This window comes from Sphingomonas ginkgonis, from assembly GCF_003970925.1.
GTDB lineage: Bacteria > Pseudomonadota > Alphaproteobacteria > Sphingomonadales > Sphingomonadaceae > Sphingomicrobium > Sphingomicrobium ginkgonis.
The window spans coordinates 1130281-1147545 of record NZ_RWJF01000001.1; the positions used below are offsets into that span (position 1 = coordinate 1130281).

The 17265-nt window shown below is 69.0% G+C and carries 15 protein-coding genes; all 15 read left to right on the top strand.

Annotation, left to right across the window (positions count from 1 at the left end):
• Window positions 1-394: 394 nt before the first annotated feature.
• Genes HMF7854_RS05470 through ftsA form a run of 15 tightly spaced genes read left to right on the top strand, consistent with a single transcriptional unit; the run spans window position 395 to window position 17252 of the window.
• Complete coding sequence (locus tag HMF7854_RS05470; RefSeq protein WP_126718166.1) at window positions 395-883, top strand: division/cell wall cluster transcriptional repressor MraZ; 489 nt, start codon at window positions 395-397, stop codon at window positions 881-883.
• Window positions 880-1854: a 16S rRNA (cytosine(1402)-N(4))-methyltransferase RsmH gene (rsmH, locus tag HMF7854_RS05475; protein WP_126718167.1), complete on the top strand. Its 975-nt coding sequence runs from the start codon at window positions 880-882 to the stop codon at window positions 1852-1854. Before HMF7854_RS05470 ends, rsmH begins: the two co-directional genes overlap by 4 nt.
• Entirely contained in the window at window positions 1851-2525 is a 675-nt protein-coding gene (locus HMF7854_RS05480) for a hypothetical protein (RefSeq protein ID WP_126718168.1), read from the top strand. The genes rsmH and HMF7854_RS05480 overlap by 4 nt, the downstream gene beginning before the upstream one ends.
• Window positions 2525-4237 (top strand): peptidoglycan D,D-transpeptidase FtsI family protein, encoded by a 1713-nt coding sequence (locus tag HMF7854_RS05485; protein ID WP_126718169.1) that lies wholly within the window; start codon window positions 2525-2527, stop codon window positions 4235-4237. Before HMF7854_RS05480 ends, HMF7854_RS05485 begins: the two co-directional genes overlap by 1 nt.
• Before the next feature lie 5 nt (window positions 4238-4242).
• A complete protein-coding gene (locus tag HMF7854_RS05490) occupies window positions 4243-5661 on the top strand; it encodes a UDP-N-acetylmuramoyl-L-alanyl-D-glutamate--2,6-diaminopimelate ligase (RefSeq protein WP_126718170.1) in 1419 nt (472 codons plus the stop codon).
• Window positions 5658-7031 carry a UDP-N-acetylmuramoyl-tripeptide--D-alanyl-D-alanine ligase gene (locus HMF7854_RS05495; protein ID WP_126718171.1) on the top strand — a complete coding sequence of 458 codons (1374 nt, stop codon included), beginning with the start codon at window positions 5658-5660 and terminating at the stop codon, window positions 7029-7031. Before HMF7854_RS05490 ends, HMF7854_RS05495 begins: the two co-directional genes overlap by 4 nt.
• Window positions 7031-8101: a phospho-N-acetylmuramoyl-pentapeptide-transferase gene (gene mraY / locus HMF7854_RS05500; RefSeq protein ID WP_126718172.1), complete on the top strand. Its 1071-nt coding sequence runs from the start codon at window positions 7031-7033 to the stop codon at window positions 8099-8101. The genes HMF7854_RS05495 and mraY overlap by 1 nt, the downstream gene beginning before the upstream one ends.
• Window positions 8098-9483, top strand: a complete 1386-nt coding sequence (murD, locus tag HMF7854_RS05505) for a UDP-N-acetylmuramoyl-L-alanine--D-glutamate ligase (RefSeq protein ID WP_126718173.1) — start codon at window positions 8098-8100, stop codon at window positions 9481-9483. The genes mraY and murD overlap by 4 nt, the downstream gene beginning before the upstream one ends.
• Window positions 9480-10700, top strand: a complete 1221-nt coding sequence (locus tag HMF7854_RS05510) for an FtsW/RodA/SpoVE family cell cycle protein (RefSeq protein WP_126718174.1) — start codon at window positions 9480-9482, stop codon at window positions 10698-10700. Before murD ends, HMF7854_RS05510 begins: the two co-directional genes overlap by 4 nt.
• Before the next feature lie 5 nt (window positions 10701-10705).
• Window positions 10706-11866: an undecaprenyldiphospho-muramoylpentapeptide beta-N-acetylglucosaminyltransferase gene (gene murG, locus HMF7854_RS05515; RefSeq protein ID WP_126720086.1), complete on the top strand. Its 1161-nt coding sequence runs from the start codon at window positions 10706-10708 to the stop codon at window positions 11864-11866.
• On the top strand, window positions 11863-13278 hold the full coding sequence (murC, locus tag HMF7854_RS05520) for a UDP-N-acetylmuramate--L-alanine ligase (RefSeq protein WP_126718175.1): 1416 nt from the start codon (window positions 11863-11865) through the stop codon (window positions 13276-13278). Before murG ends, murC begins: the two co-directional genes overlap by 4 nt.
• Window positions 13275-14210, top strand: coding sequence for a UDP-N-acetylmuramate dehydrogenase (gene murB, locus HMF7854_RS05525; RefSeq protein ID WP_126718176.1), 936 nt, complete (start codon window positions 13275-13277; stop codon window positions 14208-14210). The genes murC and murB overlap by 4 nt, the downstream gene beginning before the upstream one ends.
• Complete coding sequence (locus HMF7854_RS05530) at window positions 14177-15133, top strand: D-alanine--D-alanine ligase (RefSeq protein ID WP_185829169.1); 957 nt, start codon at window positions 14177-14179, stop codon at window positions 15131-15133. Before murB ends, HMF7854_RS05530 begins: the two co-directional genes overlap by 34 nt.
• Window positions 15133-15999 (top strand): cell division protein FtsQ/DivIB, encoded by an 867-nt coding sequence (locus tag HMF7854_RS05535; protein ID WP_126718177.1) that lies wholly within the window; start codon window positions 15133-15135, stop codon window positions 15997-15999. The genes HMF7854_RS05530 and HMF7854_RS05535 overlap by 1 nt, the downstream gene beginning before the upstream one ends.
• Window positions 15999-17252, top strand: a complete 1254-nt coding sequence (gene ftsA / locus HMF7854_RS05540) for a cell division protein FtsA (protein ID WP_126718178.1) — start codon at window positions 15999-16001, stop codon at window positions 17250-17252. Before HMF7854_RS05535 ends, ftsA begins: the two co-directional genes overlap by 1 nt.
• Window positions 17253-17265: the final 13 nt, after the last annotated feature.

Genomic DNA, 17265 nt, shown 5'->3' on the forward strand with positions numbered 1-17265 from the left:
CTGTTGCCGTGCCAAGGCGTTATGGTGGGGCGACCGAGCCGCCGGACGGAAGGGGCAAACCGTCTCAGCGAGGCCATGCCCGAGCAGCTTGCCAAGGCCTCGCAAACAGGCTCACGGACATTTGCGAACAGACTTATCCACAGAATGGTCCCGGCTGTACACGGGGTTTGAGGACGTCGCGGCCGCATCAAAGAACCAAGCAAATCCGCCAAAATCTACCAACCGGCATCAAATCCCCACGTAGGGCATGGAATCCCATTGCATCCCCACGGCGTCCCTGTTACCAACAGGCTCTAGCGCGGGGCATTCCTTCTTGATGTCAGGGGCGCGGAACGGACCGGCGTGAGTCGGGTGCTTCCGCGATCGGAAAGCCGCGCGCGCGAAAGGGACGCGGGTGGCACTCGAGCATCTGTTTCAGGGCAGTGCGCTGAACACGGTCGACGCCAAGGGGCGTGTGTCCGTGCCCGCCTTCCTGCGCCAGGTGATCGAACGTCGCGGCGACTCCCGCTCGATCGTCCTCGCCAAGCACGAACAGTTCGCCTGTCTCGGCGCCTATGATCCCGCCTATGCGGCGCTGAAGCACGCCAAGCTCGAGCGGCTCCTCGAAAAGGAGGAGACCAACGCCGACGCGCAGCTCGAGTATCAGCAGCGCAACCTGATGGCGTTCGCCGCCACGGAAGAAGTGCCCTACGATACGTCGGGCCGGATCGTCCTGCCGCCGATGATGCGGCGCAAGGGCGGGATCGCGGATCTCGCGCTTTTCCTCGGCACCGGCGAAACGTTTCAGATCTGGAATCCCAAGACCTTCCTCGAGGATCCCCGGATCCCCGAGGACATGAAGGACATCGCCCGGTACCGGCTCGAGGAGCGGGGGGTCGCATGACGAGTGCGGTCCCCACCCCCCAGCCTCATGTCCCGGTTCTGGTCGATGAAGTCGTCGACGCCCTCGCCATTGTCCCTGGCGAGACGGTCGTCGACGGCACCTTCGGGGCTGGCGGCTATACGCGCGCCATGCTCGGGGCGGGGGCGGGACGAGTGCTCGCTTTCGACCGCGACCCATCCGCCGTCGCGGCCGCAAGCGCACTCGTCCCGGACGTCCGCCTGACCCTGATCGAGGAACGGTTCAGCCAGATGGATCGAGCGTTGGCGGAGCGGGGGATCCACCACGTCGACGCGATCACGCTCGACATCGGCGTTTCTTCCATGCAGCTCGACCAGGCCGACCGCGGCTTCTCCTTCCGCGAGGATGGACCGCTCGACATGCGGATGAGCCAGGCCGGCGAGACCGCGGCCGAGTTCCTCAACCAGGCCGACGAGGCGGAGATCGCCCGCGTGATCCGCGACTATGGCGAGGAGCCGCGCGCCCGCGCCGTTGCCCGAGCGATCGTCGCCGCCCGCCCGCTGACCCGCACCGCCGAGCTCGCCGCCGCCGTCCGCAAGGCCCTTGGCCATCACCCGGGCATGAAGAGCGACCCGGCGACCCGCACCTTCCAGGCGATCCGCATCCACCTGAACGCCGAGCTGGAGGAGCTTGAGCAGGGGCTACGCGCCGCCGAGCGGCTGCTGGTGCCCGGCGGCCGGCTGGCGGTGGTGACCTTCCATTCGCTCGAGGACCGGATCGTTAAGCGCTTCCTTAAGGAGCGCAGCGGCGCCACCCCGGCCGGCTCGCGCCATCGCCCGCTCGCCGCGGCCGGTCCGTCGCCCAGCTTCGAGAAGGTCGCCAAGCCCGTCGCCCCGTCGGACGACGAGCTGGCCCGAAACCCGCGCGCGCGCTCGGCGCGGCTCCGCTCTGCGGTCCGCACCGATGCGCCCGCGTGGGACCAATCCCGCGTTTCCCCAGGAGGTCGCCGATGAGCGCCCGCAGTTTCCGCTCCGTCTTCATGGTCGCAACCTGCGCGGGGGCGGCGCTCGGCTGCTACCTCGTCTCGCTCCGGGTCGCCTCGGAGCGCGCCGCGCTGGAGGACGTGGAGACCAAGATCGTGCTGACCCAGCGCGACATCCGGCTGCTGCAGACCGAGATCGGCACGCGGGGCCGGCTGGCGCAGCTCGAGCGGTGGAACGTCAAGGTGCTGGCCCTCTCCGCGCCGGCTGCCAACCAGTTCCTCGAGGGTAGCTTCCAGCTCGCCACTCTCGCGGCGCCCAAGCCCAAGGAACAGGTCGGCGCCCCGGTGGTGCTGGCCTCCGCGCCCGAAGATGCGGCCAGTCGTCCCAAGCTGATCGGCACGCCCGCGCCAATGCCCGCACAGCCGGTGTCGTCGGCGTCGGCGGAAACGCCGCGGGCGCTCGCGCCCGACCAGCTGATGCATGTCGCCAGCTTCAAGGTGCCGGAACGCAACATGGCGCCGAAAAAAATAGTGTCCGTCTCGCTGGCGCCGACTTTGCCTGAAAAGACAAGGACGAAGCCCGCAGCAGCGGTTAAGACCGCAGCTGTCGACCCGCTCGCGCCCAAGCCTGACAAGGCCGCGGCGACGCGGCCGACGGCGCCGTCCAAAATTCATAATGCGAACGAGGCCGACAAGGACTGATGAACGCGCCGACACCCGCTCTCGTCGCCCGGCCCGAGCGGCTCCGACTCGTCGGACAGCGCCGCCAGATCCTCGCCCTCATGCACCAGCGGCTGATGTTCGGCATGCTGGTCTATGCGCTGGTAATCGGCGTCATCATCCTCCGCCTGGTCTGGCTCGCCGCGTTCGGCGACCATGCCGGGCGCAAGGGAACGGTCACCGCCTATGTCCCGGCGCGCGGCGACATCGTCGACCGCGACGGGGAGCCGCTGTCGCGCACCATCGACGTCTGGTCGGTCGGCGTGCACCCCGCACGGATTCTCGGCGACAAGCTGGCGATCGCGCAGAAACTCTCGCAGCTATTGCCGGAGAAGGACGCGGCCAGCTATTTCGCGATCCTCAAATCCGACAAGCCGTTCGTCTACCTGCGCCGCCGTGCCGGGCCGGACCTGATCGCCGCGCTCAACGCGCTGGGCGAGCCGGGAATCGCGCTCGATCGCGAACCCGACCGGCTCTACCCGCAGACGAGCCTCGCCGCGCACGTCCTCGGCTTCACCAACATCGACGGCCACGGTGCCGCCGGGGCGGAGCGGGCGTTCGACCGCGAGCTGACCAGCCCGGAGACGCGCGGGGAGCCGATCACCCTGTCGATCTCGAGCAAGGTGCAGCAGGCGCTGGAGCATGAGCTGGGCGCGGCGATGCAGGAGTTCTCGGCGATCGGCGCGGCGGGCGTGGTGCTCGACATCCACACCGGCGAGGTGCTGGCGATGACGTCGCTGCCGAGCTTCAACCCCAACCAGCCCGGGCACACCAACCCGGAAGCCATGTTCAACCGCGCCACGCTCGGCGTCTACGAACTCGGCTCGACCTTCAAGCCGTTCACCGTGGCGATGGCGATGGAGGACAAGAAGATCCGGTCGATGGGCCAGATCTACAATTGCCCGCATGACCTGCCGGTCTACGGCCACGTGGTCCACGACACCCACCCGTTCGGCCGCGCCTGCACCGTGTCCGAAATCATGATGGAATCGTCCAACATCGGCACCGCGCAGATCGCCGACCAGGTCGGGACCGAGCGGCAGAAGTGGTGGCTGAACCGCATGCACTTCCTCGAGCCGGTGCATGTCGAGCTTCGGGAGCGTGGCCGCACCCTGACCCCGGGGAAGCGCTGGGGGCCGTTCGAGACGATGACCGTCGGCTTCGGCCAGGGCATCGCGGTGACTCCGCTCCACCTCGCCAATGGCTATGCAACGCTGTTCAATGGCGGGCTGTGGCGCCCGGCGACCATCCTCAAGGTGGACCGCACCCATCCGGCGCCGCGTGGCGAGCGGGTGTTCACCGAGGACACCAGCTACAAGATGCGCGCGCTGCTCCGGCTGGTCGTGATGAAGGGCACCGGCAAGAAGGCCGATGCGCCCGGCTACCGTGTCGGCGGCAAGACCGGCACCGCGCAGAAGCTGATCGGCGGCCGTTATAGCCAGAACGTGGTGCTGACGACGTTCGCCGGCGTTTTCCCGATGGACGAACCCCGTTATGTGGTCGTCGCCATGCTCGACGATCCCAAGTCCACTAAGGATACCTACGGCTTCCACACCGCCGGCTGGAACGTTGCCCCGGTGGTGAGCCGCACCATCAGCCGGATCGCGCCGATGCTCGGCGTCAGGCCGGACATGAAGCGGGAGCCGAACATGAACGAGGTGCTCCCCTACATCCACGAACCCGCCGAGAAATAGGGGCAATGCGGTTGAGGGATCTGGCCGGGATCGACAGCGATTCCGACGTGACTTGTGTATCGATCGACCACCGGCGGGTGGCGCCGGGCTGCCTGTTCGGCGCCTTCGAGGGCGCCCGCTTCAACGGCGAGGACTTCATCCCCGAGGCAATCGAGCGCGGCGCCGTCGCGGTGGTCGCCAGGCCAGGAGTCGAGGTTCCAGGCGCCGCGCTGATCGCCGACGAACGGCCGCGGCGCCGCTTCGCCGAGCTGGCGGCGCGGGTCATGGCGCCGTTCCCCGGCACCGCCGTCGCGGTCACCGGCACCAACGGCAAGACCTCGACGGTCGAGATGACGCGGCAGCTGTGGCGAATGGCCGGGCATCGCTCCGCCTCGATCGGGACGCTGGGCGTCACGACCAGCGACGACCAGGTCTCGACCGGGCTGACCAGCCCCGACATCGTCACCTTCCTGTCGAACATGGCGGGGTTGAAGAAGCTTGGCATCAGCCATGTCGCCTACGAGGCGTCGAGCCATGGCCTGGACCAGTACCGGTCGGAGGGAGTGCCAGTCGCGGCGGCGGCCTTCACCAATTTCTCGCGCGACCATCTCGATTACCACCAGACGATGGACTCCTACTTCGCGGCCAAGATGCGGTTGGTCGACGAGGTGGTCGCGGCCGATGGGACTGCGGTGGTGTGGACCGACGATCCCCGCTCCGGCGAGGTAATCGAGCATGTCCGCCGCCGCGGGCTGAAGCTGCTCACCGTCGGCCGGGCGGGGGAGACGATCCGCCTGGTCAGCCAGACCCCGAGCCCGCTCGGGCAGGTGCTGGTGCTGAGCCACGAGGGGGGCAAGGAGCAGAAGCTCGCGCTGCCGCTGATCGGTGCCTACCAGGCCGCCAACGTGCTGGTCGCTGCGGGTCTGGTGCTGGCGACCGGCGGAACCTGGGCGACGACCTTCACCGGCATGGGCCGGCTCGCGCCGGTGCGCGGGCGGCTGGAACGGGCGGTGATCACGCCCGCCGGCGCGCCGGTCTACGTCGACTACGCCCATACGCCCGACGCGATCGAGGCGGCGATCGCCGCGCTGCGCCCGCACGTCGAGGGCAAGCTGATCATCGTCTTCGGTGCCGGTGGCGACCGCGACCAGGGCAAGCGCCCGGACATGGGCCGGGTGGCGAGCCGCCTAGGAGACGTCGTCATCGTCACCGACGACAACCCCCGGAGCGAGGACCCGGCATTGATCCGGGCCGAGATCATGGCGGCTGCGGAGGGTGCGATCGAAGTCGCCGACCGTCGCGCCGCGATCGGGCGCGCAATCGAGGTCGCGCGCAAGGGTGACATCATCCTCCTGGCGGGCAAGGGACACGAGACCGGGCAAATCGTTGGCGACCGGGTGCTTCCGTTCGACGATGCCGAGGTGGCGCGCGAGATGGCGGCATGAGCGCGCCGCTTTGGACCTCGGCCGAGATCGAGCAAGCGACGGGCGGGACCGCGTCGGAACTTTTCGACGTCGGCGGGATCGCCTTCGACAGCCGGGAGATCGAGCCGGGCTTCCTCTTCGTCGCCATGCCCGGAACGGTGGCCGACGGGCACGATTTCGTCGCCGGCGCTTTCCTCAAGGGAGCAACAGCGGCGCTGGTGTCGCGGCCGGTTGACGGTCCGCACGTGCTGGTCGCGGACGTGCCGGCGGCGCTTACCGCGCTCGCGATCGCGGCCCGGGCGCGAATGAGTGGCAAGGTCGTCGGGGTCACCGGCTCGGTCGGCAAGACCAGCACCAAGGAGGCGCTTGCCGCCGCGCTCGAGCGCCGGGCGCGCGGGCGGGTCCATCGCTCGGTCAAGAGTTACAACAATCATACGGGCGTCCCGCTCAGCCTCGCCCGGATGCCGCGCGACAGCAGGTATGCGGTGCTCGAGATGGGGATGAACCACGCCGGCGAGATCTCCGCTTTGACCCGGCTCGTCCGCCCGCACGTCGCGCTGATCACCGCGATCGGCCCGGCGCACATCGAGAACCTCGGGTCGCTCGACGGAATTGCCGACGCCAAGGGCGAGATCTTCCAGGGGCTGGAGGAGGAAGGCGTCGCGATCATCCCGGCCAACACGCCGCAGCGCGACCGGCTGATCCGCGCCGCCCGCCGTCATGCGGGCGAGACGATCACCTTCGGCGCCCCCGACGCGGAGGTCTCGGCGCTTCACTTCGTCCCCGCCGACGGGGGCGGCAGCCTGGTCACCGCGCGGCTGGTCCATTGCGAGCTGACCTTCACCGTCAGCCAGCGCGGCGAGCACTGGGTGTCGAACGCGCTGGCGGTGCTCGCCGCGGTCGAGGCAGTTGGCGCCGACGTGGCGGCGGCGGGCCTCGCGCTGGCCGATCTCGGGGGCCTCAAGGGTCGGGGCGAGCGTCACCGCGTGGCGCTGCCCGGCGGCGAGGCGCTGCTGATCGACGAGAGCTACAACGCCAACCCCGCTTCCGTCGCGGCGACTCTGAAGACGCTGGCGACCGAGCCGGGCCGGCACCTGCTGGTGCTCGGCGCGATGCGCGAGCTCGGCACCCACAGCGACGAGCTGCACGCCGGGCTGGCGGACCCGATCTCCGACGCCGAGGTGCGCGAGGTGATCCTCGTCGGCGAGGAGACCCAGCCGCTCGAGCGGGCGCTGAGCGGCCGGGCCGAGGTTGCCCGGGTCGGCAGTCCCGACGAGGCCGCCGACCTGCTGCTCCAGCGGCTCGCGCCGGGCGACGCGGTGCTGGTCAAGGCGTCCAACTCGGTCGGGCTTGCGAAACTGGTCGAGCGAGTGGCAGGAGCTGGCCGGTAATGCTCTACCTGATCGCCGAATATTTCGGGTTTCCGCACCTTCTCAATCTTGTCCGCTACATCAGCTTCCGGGCTGGCGCGGCGAGCGCGACCGCGCTGGTGATCGGCCTGATCTGGGGACCGACCTTCATCGGATGGCTGCGGGTGCGCCAGGGCAAGGGGCAGCCGATCCGCGCCGACGGGCCGCAGACCCACCTCGCCAAGCGCGGCACGCCAACCATGGGCGGGCTGCTGATCCTGATCTCGGTCGGGATCTCGGTCCTGCTCTGGATGGACCTTCGCAACCCCTATGTCTGGGCCTGCCTGCTGGTCACCGGCGGGTTCGGGCTGATCGGCTTCCTCGACGACTGGGACAAGGTCCGGAAGGCCCATCATGCAGGGCTGAGCGGCAAAACGCGCCTGATGTTCGAGTTCCTGATCGCCGGCGCGGCGACCTTCCTGATGGTCCAGTCGGGCAACACCAATCTCTACCTGCCCTTTTACTCCGGGCCGGTGCTCTACCTCGGCTGGCTTTACGTCATCTTCGGGGCGTTCGTGATCGTCGCGTTCGGCAATGCAGTGAACCTCACCGACGGGCTAGACGGACTGGCCACCATGCCGGTGATCATCGCTTCGATCGCCTTCCTCATCATCGCTTATCTGGTCGGCAATGCGAAGTTCGCCACCTACCTCGGCATCCCGCACGTACCGGGCGTCGGCGACCTCACGGTGCTGCTGCTGGCAGTGGTCGGGGCGGGGCTCGCGTTCCTCTGGTTCAACGCGCCCCCGGCGGCGGTCTTCATGGGCGACACCGGAAGCCTCGCACTCGGCGGAGCCCTCGGCGCGGTTGCGGTCGCCTGCCATCACGAGTTCGTGCTGGCGATCGTCGGCGGGCTGTTCGTGCTCGAAGCCGTCAGCGTCATCATCCAGGTTTTCTGGTTCAAGCGCACCGGCCGGCGCATCTTCAAGATGGCGCCGATCCATCATCATTTCGAGCAGCTCGGGTGGAGCGAGCCGACCGTGGTGATCCGCTTCTGGATCGTCGCCTTCATCCTCGCGCTGGCGGGGCTGTCGACCCTCAAGCTCCGGTGATCACGGCCCGCGCCTGGGCCGGCCGGCACTATGCGGTCTACGGCCTGGCGCGATCGGGCCTCGCGACGGTGCGCGCGCTGCTGGCGAGCGGGGCGACGGTCACCGCGTGGGACGAGCGGGAAGTGGCGAGGGCTGCGCTCAAATCCTCCCCTGCCGTTGCAGGGGAGGGGGACCGCTCGCCATCGGCGACTGGTGGAGGGGCCCCTCCGTCAGTCGCTGGCGCGACTGCCACCTCCCCTGCAAGGGCAGGGGAGGATCAGTTGACCCTCGCCCCCCTCGACGACCTCTCGGGCATCGACGCCCTCGTCCTCTCCCCCGGCGTTCCGCTCAACACCCACCCGCTCGCCGCCCGCGCCCGCGAGGCAGGGGTCGAAATCATCGGCGACATCGAGCTGTTCGCCCGCGCCCGGCCCGAGCTGCCGGCGCACAATGTGGTCGGGATCACCGGCACCAACGGCAAGTCGACGACGACGGCGCTGGTCCACCACATCCTGAAGACCGCCGGCGTGCCGACGACGATGGGCGGCAACATCGGCCTGCCGATCCTAGCGCAGAACCCGCTGCCCGCGGGCGGGGTCTATGTGCTCGAGCTGTCGAGCTACCAGATCGACCTGACGCAGAGCCTCGACTGCGATGTCGCGGTGCTGCTCAACATCACGCCGGATCATCTCGACCGGTACGACAGCTTCGAGGCCTATGCAGCAAGCAAGGCTCGGCTGTTCGACATGTCGAGCGGCGAGACGGTCATCGTGGGCAGCGACGCACCGACGCGCTCGATCGCTTCCCGTCATCCCCGCGCAAGCGGGGATCCCGCTTCTTCCCTCAAGCTGGACCCCCGCTTCCGCGGGGGTGACGCCTTGGTGGGACCGCACAACGAGCAGAACATTCTGGCGGCGCTCCTCACCGCGCAGGCGCTCGGAATCGCTGACGAACAAATCGCCGACGCCCTTCACACCTATCCCGGCCTGCCCCATCGAATGGAGCGCGTGGCGAACCGCGACGGCGTCCTGTTCGTCAACGACAGCAAAGCCACCAATGCGGAATCCGCCGCTCCGGCGCTCGCCGCGTTCGAGCGTGTTCGGTGGATCGTCGGGGGGCTCGCCAAGACCGAGGATCTGGGGCCTGCGGCCGACCACCTCGGCCATGTCGCCAAGGCCTACACCATCGGCAAGGCCGGGCCGATGTTCGCCCGCCTGCTGGAAGCTCGCGGTGTGGCCGTGGAGCCATGCGAAACGCTTGAAAATGCGGTGAATCGCGCGGCGGCGGATTCACAGCCGGGCGATGTTGTTCTACTCTCCCCGGCGAGCGCCTCGTTCGACCAGTTCCGGGACTTCGAGGCGCGCGGGGAAGCGTTCCGAAACGCCGTGGGGGCATTGTCATGACCAGCATCACTGGAAGACTGAAGGCGACGCGCGGCCTGGTCGACGCGAACCGCTACGGCCGGGCCGACCGCTCCGCCATCGGCCGCTGGTTCTGGGAGATCGACCGAGTCCTGCTGCTGCTGGTCACGGTGCTGATCGCGATCGGGCTGATCGCGGTCGCCGCCGCCTCGCCTGCGGCGGGCGAGCGCTACTCGGGCGGCACGCTCCAGCTTGCCGGGCTGCACTTCTTTTATCGCCAGCTCGTCTGGATCGCGCTGTCGGTACCGGTGATGGTCGGCATTTCGATGATGCCGCGCGAGCGGGCTCGCCGCCTGTCGCTCGTCGGCGCCGCGGTGTTCATGGCGATGCTGGTGTTCGTCCCGATCATCGGGCCTGAGGTGAACGGCGCCCGGCGCTGGATCGGCGTCGGCTTCGCGCAAGTCCAGCCGTCGGAGTTCCTCAAGCCCTTCTTTGTCGTGTCGATGGCGTGGCTACTTTCCCTCAAGGAGGGCGACAAGAGCCTGCCGGTCTATCCCGCCTCGGCGCTGGTGGTCGGGATCGTCGCGGTGCTGTTGATGAAGCAGCCCGACTTTGGTTCGACGGTCATCTTCGTCACCGTGTGGGTGGCGATGCTGGCGCTCGCCGGCCTGCCGCTCCGGATCCTCGGGATCATCGGCGCGCTCGGCGCGGTCGGCGTCGTCCTCGCCTACTTCTTCTACCCCGTCGCCACCGTCCGGATCGACGGCTTCCTCTATGGCGAAGGCGACAACTTCCAGGTGATCAACGCGATGCGGACGCTGACCGCGGGCGGACTGCTCGGCATGGGCCCGGGCGCCGGGACCCGCAAGTTCGGCCTGCCCGAGCCGCACACCGACTACATCTTCTCGGTCATCGGCGAGGAGTTCGGGCTGATCGCCTGCATCGCCATCGCCTGCCTCTACCTGGCGATCGTCGCCCGCGTGCTGATCAAGCTGCTCGACGAGGAGAACAGCTTCGCCATTCTCGCCGCGGCCGGTCTGGCGGTAGAGTTCGGGCTGCAGGCGATGATCAACATGGCGGTCAACGTCCACCTGGCACCGTCCAAGGGCATGACCCTGCCGTTCATCAGCTATGGTGGCTCGTCGATGCTGGCGTTGTCCATCGGGATGGGGCTTCTGCTCGCCTTTACCCGCAGAAATCCGTATCTGAAGCGCTCGCCCTATGTCGTGAAGTGGAGCGGGGACCGGGAAACCGCGTGACGCGCATGAATTTCGTACTCGCCGCCGGAGGAACCGGCGGACACATGATCCCCGCCCATGCCCTCGCCGCCGAGCTGAAGCGGCGGGGCCATGGCGTGCTACTGATCACCGACGATCGGGGCCGGCGCATTCCGGGCCTGTTTGACGGCGTGCCCGTCCATGTGCTGCCGGCCGGGCGCCTCGGCGGTGGCCCGCTCGGCCTCCTCAAGGCGGTGCGCTCGGTGCTCGCCGGGCGGCGCGAAGCGAAGCGGCTCTATCGCCAGCACCGGCCCGACGCCGTGGTGGGGTTCGGCGGCTACCCGGCCTTCCCCGCGCTGCTCGCGGCGTCGTCGCTGAAGATCCCGACCGTCCTGCACGAGCAGAATGCGGTGCTGGGCCGGGTCAATCGGCTGCTGGCGCGCGAAGCGCAGGCGATCGCCACGGCTTACCCGACGATCGAGAAGCTCAAGCCTGCCCAGCAGGGTAAGGTACGGCTGGTCGGCAACCCGGTGCGCGACAGCATCGTCCGGCTAGGCGAGCTGCCGTTCCCCGCATTCGACGAGGTGGCGCCGCTCAAGATCCTGGTGACGGGCGGAAGCCAGGGCGCCTCGGTGCTGAGTGACGTGGTGCCGGCCGGGCTGGGTGCGCTCGATGCGTCGCTCCGCCATCGGCTTCAGGTCGTCCAACAAGTCCGCCCGGAGGAGATGGAGCGGGTCCGTGAAACGTATCGCAAGCTGGAGATCCCGGCCGATCTCGCCACCTACATCCACGATATGCCGGCCGAACTCGGCGAGGCCCATGTGGTAATCGGGCGGGCGGGCGCCTCGACCATCGCCGAGTTGACCGCGGCGGGGCGACCTGCCGTGCTGATCCCGCTGCCGATCGCCACCGACGACCACCAGACCGCCAACGCGCGCGAGATGGTGAAGTCGGGCGGAGCGCGGATGATCGTCCAGACCGAATTCACGCCCGACACTCTGGCCCGCCAGATCGAGGCGCTCGCCGCCGACCCGGTCGCGCTCGCCAACGCGGCGGCGCGCGCCCTAGCGGTCGGGCGTCCGCATGCCGCAAGCGACCTCGCCGACCTCGTCGAGCAGGTCGCAGGAAAGGCGTCGCCGCTGCTGGTCGGGCCGGCCAAGACCCGGCCTGCCCGGCTCAGCGCCGCTGCCGCGGGCGCCCCGGCATGAAGGCGTTCGGGACCGATATCGGGACGATCCACTTCATCGGCATTGGCGGCATCGGCATGTCCGGCATCGCGGAGGTGATGCACCAGCTCGGCTACAAGGTGCAGGGCTCGGACCAGAGCGAGAGCTATGTCGTCGAGGGGCTCCGCAAGGCGGGCATCCCGGTGATGGTCGGGCAGAGCGCCGACAATCTCGGCGACGCGACGGTCGTGGTCTGCTCGACCGCGATCCGCGACGACAACCCCGAGGTCCGCGCCGCCGCCGAGCGCCGCCTGCCGCGGGTGCGGCGGGCGGAGATGCTGGCCGAGCTGATGCGGATGCAGTCGACCATCGCGGTCGCCGGCACCCACGGCAAGACCACCACCACCTCGCTGATCGCGGCGATGCTCGACAGCGGCGGGATTCATCCGACCGTGATCAACGGCGGGATCATCAACAGCTACGGCTCCAACGCACGGCTGGGTTCGTCCGACTGGATGGTGGTTGAGGCCGACGAGAGCGACGGCAGTTTCCTCCGGCTTGACGGCACCATCGCGGTGGTGACCAACATCGACCCCGAGCACCTCGAGCACTACGGCAGCTTCGAGCGGGTGAAGGACTGTTTCGTCGAGTTCATCGAGAACGTCCCCTTCTACGGGCTGGCGGTGATGTGCGTCGACCATCCCGAGGTGCAGAACATCCTGTCGCGGATCCGCGACCGCCGCGTCGTGACCTACGGCTTCTCCGCGCTCGCCGACCTGCGGGCCGACAATGTGACCGCCGAGGCGGGCGGATCGCGCTTCGACGCGGTCGTTCGCGGCGCGAACGGCGAGCGGCGGGTGATCGAGGGCGTCCGCGTCCCCATGCCCGGGCGCCACAATGTCCAGAACGCGCTGGCCGCGATTGCGGTCGGACTCGAGCTTGGCATGGACGACGAAGGGATCGCCCGCGGGCTGGAAGGCTTCGGCGGGGTCAAGCGCCGCTTCACCCGCGTCGGCGAGGTCGACGGCGCGACGATCATCGACGACTATGCCCATCATCCGGTGGAGATCCGCGCGGTGCTGTCGGCGGCGCGCGAGGGGATCGGCGAGGGCCGGGTGATCGCGGTCGTCCAGCCGCACCGCTACTCCCGGCTTCAGTCGCTGATGGACGACTTCACCAACGCCTTCAACGACGCCGACGTGGTGCTCGTCAGCCCGGTCTATGCGGCCGGCGAGGCGCCGATCGAGGGTGTCGACAACGAAGCGCTGGCCGAGCAGCTGCGCGCCAAGGGGCACCGCGCCGTCCACACCGTCGACGACAACGGCCACCTCGCTCGCTGCCTGCGCGATCTCGTCGCGAACGGCGACATGGTGATCTGCATGGGCGCCGGCGACATCACCAAATGGGCGGCGGGCCTGGCCGGGGCGATCGGCAGCGCCCGGGAAAGCCGATGAGCGGCCTTCTTTCCGACACCAACCGCCCCGGGCTCGTCGCCGATCGGACGCCGTTCGGCGTGCAGGGCAAGCTGACCCGCAACGCTCCGCTGGCGCCGCTCGTCTGGTTCAAGGCCGGTGGCGCCGCCGAATGGCTGTTTGAGCCGAAGGACGTGGACGACCTTGCCGCGGCGCTGCGCGGGCTCGATCCCGCCGTCCCGGTCATGGGCCTGGGTCTCGGCTCCAACCTCATCGTTCGCGATGGCGGCGTGCCCGGCGTGGTAGTCCGCCTCGGCAAGGCGTTCGCCAAGGTCGAGCGGCTCGACGATCTCACCCTGCGCTGCGGCGGCGGGGCGAGCGGGATCCTCGTCTCCTCGGCCGCGCGAGACGCGGGGATCGCCGGCATCGAGTTCCTCCGCTCCATCCCCGGTACGGTCGGCGGCTTCGTCCGGATGAACGGCGGCGCCTACGGGCGCGAGGTGCGGGACATCCTCGTCGAGGCCGAGGTGGTGCTCCGCTCGGGCGAGCGGCGGACGCTGTCGCTCGACGAACTCGGCTACACCTATCGCCACAGCGCGCTGCCCGTGCAGGCGATCGTCGTTTCCGCCACCTTCCGGGGCACCGAGGGCGAGTCAGCGGCGATCCAGGCCGAGATGGACCGCATCGCCGCCAGCCGCGAGGCCTCGCAGCCGCTGCGCTCGAAGACCGGTGGTTCAACCTTCAAGAACCCGCTGCCGAGCAAGGCGTGGGAGGTCATCGACCGGGCCGGCTGCCGGGGCCTGACGATCGGCGATGCCCAAGTCTCGGAAAAGCATTGCAACTTCCTCCTCAACTTGGGAAGCGCGACGAGCGCGGACATCGAGGCATTGGGCGAGGAGGTCCGGCGCCGGGTGCGCGCCGACAGCGGCGTCGAGCTGGAATGGGAGATTCAGCGGGTGGGAGTGAAGGGGTGAACCGCGACATGCACGTGGTCGTGCTGATGGGCGGCTGGTCGTCCGAGCGCGACGTGTCGCTGACCAGCGGTCGCGGGGTCGCCGACGCGCTGCGCGAGCGTGGCTGGTCCAACGTCACCACCCTCGACATGGAGCGCGACGTCGCCGCCAAGCTGGCCGAGCTCCGGCCTGACGTCGTGTTCAACGCCCTGCACGGCACGCCCGGCGAGGACGGGACGGTTCAGGGCATGCTCGACCTGATGGGAATCCGCTATACCCACAGCGGGCTCACCACCTCGGCGATCGCGATCGACAAGGAACTGACCAAGCTGCTGCTGGTCCCGGCCGGAGTGCGCATGCCGGCGGGCACGATCGTCGACAGCGAGACGCTCTACGACGCCGACCCGATCGCCCGGCCCTATGTGCTGAAGCCGGTCAACGAGGGATCGTCGGTCGGCGTGGCGATCGTCACCCAGGAGAGCAATTACGGGTCGCCGATCGGTCGCGAGACCGAGGGACCGTGGAAGCATTTCGACCGATTGCTGGCCGAGCCGTTCGTGCGGGGGCACGAGCTGACCGTCGCGGTGGTCGGCGGCGAGTCGCTGTGCGTCACCGAACTGAAACCGCGCACCGGCTTCTACGATTACGAGAGCAAATACACCGATGGCATGACCGAGCATGTCTGCCCTGCCGACGTTCCCGCCGACATCGCCGCGGCGATGATGCGGATGGCGGCGGATGCGCACCGGGTGCTCGGCTGCAAGGGCGCCTCGCGCTCAGACTTCCGCTGGGACGACGAGCAGGGCGAAGACGGCCTCTACCTGCTCGAGGTCAACACCCAGCCCGGCATGACCCCGCTCAGCCTCGTTCCCGAACAGGCGAAGCAGCGCGGCATTTCTTATGGTGAACTGGTCGAGAAGCTGATCGCGGAGGCGCTGGAGTAATGGCGGCGGCGGGGGCACGGAAAGGCAAGGCCAAGAAGGGTGGTCGGCCGACCGCCGCGCGCAAGCTGGCGGCGGCGCTGCCGCTTGAGGAAGGCAGCGCGAACAAGCTTGCGGGATGGGGAATTGGGCTGTTCGTGGCGTTCCTCGTCGCGCTGCTGATCGTAGCCTTCGGCATTCCGCGTCTGATCGGCGAGCAGCTTGGCGAAGCGGTCGGTGGCGCCGGCTTCGAGCTCAAGCGGGTCGACATCAAGGGCAACCGCCACATGGCGACCGCGCCCATCTACGCCATCGCCTTCGACCAGCCGTCCAAGGCAATGCCGCTGGTCGACGTCGCGGCCGTGCGCGGCAAGCTGCTGCAGTTCGGCTGGGTCAAGGATGCGCGGGTGTCGCGCCGGCTGCCCGACACGCTGGCGATCGACATCGTCGAGCGGACTCCGGCGGCGGTGTGGCAAAATCGCGAGCAGCTCAACCTCGTCGATGGCGACGGGGTGGTGCTGCAGAAGGTCCCGGTCGACCGGATGCCCGACCTGCCGCTGCTGATCGGGCCGGGCGCCAACGGCCATGCCCGGGAACTGGGATCGCTGATCGCCGCGGTCCCGACGCTCAAGCCGCAGCTCGTCTCGGCGACCTGGATCGGCGGCCGGCGGTGGGACCTCGCCTTCCAGTCGGGCGAGACGATCTCGCTTCCCGAAGGCGACACGTCCGCCGCGCAGGCGCTGGCCCGCTTCGCCCGCCTCGACAAGTCTTCTGGGCTGCTCGGCCGGGGGATCCTCCGCTTCGATCTCCGCCTTCCCGACAAGATGATAGTCCGCCTGCCCCGCGCGCCCGGCGAGAGCCTGACCCCCTCGACGGAGAATGCCGGCTGATGGCCGTGTCGCCCGACAAGCCGCTGATCGGCGCCCTCGATATCGGATCGTCCAAGGTTTCCGCGCTGATCTGCACGCAGGAGACGGACGGGCGCCTCACCGTGCTCGGCACCGGGCAGCGCCAGAGCCGCGGCATCAAGCGCGGCTACATCGCCGACATGGAGGCGAGCGAATTCGCGGTTCGCGAAGCCGTGGAGCAGGCCGAGAAGCTGTCCGGCGTCACCATCGACGACGTGTGGGCGAGCTTCGGCGCCGGCGGCCTGTCGAGCGACCTCGCCAATGTCGAGGTGGAGCTCGGTGGCCACCAGGTCGAGCAGACCGACGTCGACCAGCTGCTGCGCACCGGTCGCGATGCGATCAACCGGGACGGGCAGATGGTTCTGCACGCCCATCCCGCGCTCTACACGCTGGACGGGGTGCAGGGCGTCAAGAACCCGATCGGCCTCCACGCCGACCGGCTCGGGGTCGACATCCACGTCGTTGCCGCCGACCCGGCCCCGCTGCGCAATATCGACCTTACGATCCGCTCCGCGCACCTCGGGGTGAAGGCGATCGTCGCCTCGCCGGTCGCCGCGGCGCTGGCCTGCCTCACCGAGGAGGAGCGCGACCTCGGGGTGGCGCTGGTCGAACTGGGTGCCGAGGTCACCAACGTCAGCCTGCACGCCGGCGGAATGCTGGTGGGGTTGCGCTCGATCCCGCTCGGCGCGCGTGACATCACCGACGACATCGCCTGCGCCTTCGGGGTGAAGCGCCGCGACGCCGAGCGGATGAAATGTTTCCACGGCTCGGCCATGACGTCCCCACGCGACAATCACGAGATGATCGAGGCGCTGGCGGTCGGTGCGGAAGAGGGCGCCGAGCCAATGCGGATCAGCCGCGCCCAGCTGATGACCGTCATCCGCCAACGGATTGAGGAGGTCACCGGCGAGGTCGAGGCCAGCCTCAAGAGCCTCGGTTTTACCGGACCGGTCGGCCGCCAGGTGGTGCTGACCGGCGGCGGCGCCGACCTCAAGAACATCGCCGACTATATGCAGGGCGTGCTCGGCCGAGCGGTGCGGGTCGGCCGCCCGCGGCAGATCCCCGGCCTCCCCGACGCGCACAGCGGCCCCGGTTTCTCGACGCTGGTCGGGCTCGCGCTGCTGGCGAGCGGCGGCGAGACGGACATCCGGGACATCGGCCTGCCAATGGCACCCAAGAAGAAGGCGGAAGGCGTGGTCGGCCGCTTCATGTCGGCGCTGCGGGGCGGTTTCTAAAGCTGCACTGCGG